We start from the raw sequence: 2,137 nt of genomic DNA, 5'->3' as shown, positions 1-2,137 counted from the left end.
CGGAGTTGCGCACCGACGGCCCGGCGGCGATTCGGGGATCGAAGGGCGTGTTGGTTAGCGCGGAAGGACAGCCGAACGCCGCAGGCCCGCAGCTCGCGATGCAGGACGCCGACGCGACGCTTGAGCAGGCCGAACAGATCCTGAGTGCACTCAACGACTCGGCGAACGCGGCAAAGGCGCTACAGGCCGACATCGATCAACAGCGCGTGTTGATCCAGCAAAAGCTCCAACGGCTTCAGAAGCCGGTCCTCGTCGCAACCGCTCCCGACGGCGTCGGGCTCGTCAGCGGGCAGCAGATGCAGCTTGCCGCCCGCAAGCAGATGTTTGTGACCGCCGGCGACGGGCTCGACATCGGCGTGATGAAGCGTATCGCAGTGGCGGCCGGTGAGGCGATCTCGCTTTTTGCAGCGAAGCTCGGGATTCGCATCTTCGCAGCGAAAGGCAAGGTCCAGCTGCAGGCGCAGTCCGACGCGATGGAATTGATGTCGATGCAGGACATGACAGCGAGCTCATCGGATGGCGAAGTGATCATCACCGGTCGCAAAGGCGTCACGCTCGGCGATGGGGCCGGCGCCTACATCAAGCTCTCGGGCGGCAAGATCATTCTCGGCAGTCCCGCTGGAGAAATCGAACTCAAGGGGAATCTGACCGTCGTCGACCCTGACGGCGGCAGTTTCAAATTCCCGACATGGGCTGCGGCACCCGTCAACGACGTGAAGCACGCAATGAACTTCGGATTCTCCGAATAACGGACAACCATGGCAACTCAACCCAAACCGAAGACGCCGCAATCACCTACGCCGGCTCCGGCCAAGATAAAACCGCTGCCGTTCGCCTTTCCGTTTCTTCGAAAGGGACGGGGCAAGTCCGAGGCTTCCGCGCAATTTACCGATGAGCACGAGATCTACCGTCTCCTGGCCGAACGCGAGCCATCAGGCGCGTATCTCGTGAGCCGCAAGGGCATGTGGCATGGTGGCATCCACGTCACCGAGGCAGGCGCCGGGCAATCGTTGGATATCGACGCGGGCCTGCGCTGCATTGCCGACGGCACGCTGATTGCATTTCGCGCCAACAAGACCTATCCAGTCAGCGAATTCGGCAAGGCCGGGAGCGAGACGCCCGTTCAGGCGCCTTACAGCACGGGCTTCGCGCTGGTGCGGCATACGATGGAGTTTCCGCGTGATGCGAAGCTGACGTTTTACAGCCTGTACATGCACCTGATGTCGTGGGAGGACTACGCAAACTTCCCGAAGCGGAGCAAGCCGTCGTACTGGCCACGGCAATGGCAGGTCACGCAGTACGCGCAGGACCAGCCGTCGCCGGGTCGTAACGGGCAGGTTCCCGATGAGTCGCAACAGGGGCTGCGGGTTCGAAAAAGCTATCCGCGCGGCGAAATCATTGGCCTCCTGCCGCAGGGTGCGAGCGTCAGCATCGGCAAGCAGGAAAAGGGTTGGGGGCAAGTGACGGATATGTGCGACGCATCGCTGTTTGCCCCCGAAGCTGGCAGCTATGTCGAGCCGGCCGACGCCGTTGGTGGCTGGGTTTTTATCGGCCAGGAAAACGGTGGACCAACCGTCGAGGAGGTCATGCAGGATTTGGTGTTCGACCGAGTAATCGTCACGACAGAACAGACGATTCGGCCGGGCGATCCGCAAGGAGCCGGAGGCGGAATACCGATCAAGGCTGGCGACCTGATCGGCCATCTTGGCCGCTACGATTCGCTGAACGAATGCATGTCCGGTACCCGGATGGCGCACATCGAAGTGTTCTGCGACGACGGCATTCAGTTGTTCCTGGAGCAGGGGCGCGCGTGGGTCAACCAGCACGGTCCGCAAAAAGAGGACTGGACGGCGCTGGGCCTGCCGTCGGAGCCGACGATCCTGCGGATTGCGCCGGGCACGGTGCTTTACCAACGCACCAAAGGTGACAAGTTCGTCCCGGGCGATGACCCGCAGTCGCGAAAGACGGACGCCGTTCAAGTGTATTCGCTCGCCGAGCTGGCACGTGATTCGAATCGGCGAGTTCCCGAGAAGCATCCGAATCCCAATCCGGGTTACCCGGTGAACTGGTGGCACGTCGAGGGGGTGAATGCGCTAGGTCAGCCGATCGACGGTTGGGTGTGCGACTTCAACTTCCC

At 62.0% G+C, this 2,137-nt stretch carries 1 protein-coding gene and 1 pseudogene; both read left to right on the top strand.

What is annotated here, in order from left to right; all coding sequences use genetic code 11:
* Positions 1-749: DUF2345 domain-containing protein (locus AC3IFE_RS00625; RefSeq protein WP_489189266.1), on the top strand; the 749-nt coding region annotated here is incomplete at its 5' end.
* 9 nt (positions 750-758) lie between these two features.
* Positions 759-2,137 (top strand): annotated as a pseudogene (locus AC3IFE_RS00620) (glycoside hydrolase family 19 protein); the annotation flags it as partial.

This window comes from Burkholderia sp. APQ4-4ca (assembly GCF_057837105.1).
Note: the sequence above shows the minus strand (reverse complement) of the source record. Positions and strands in the feature narration are given on the sequence as shown.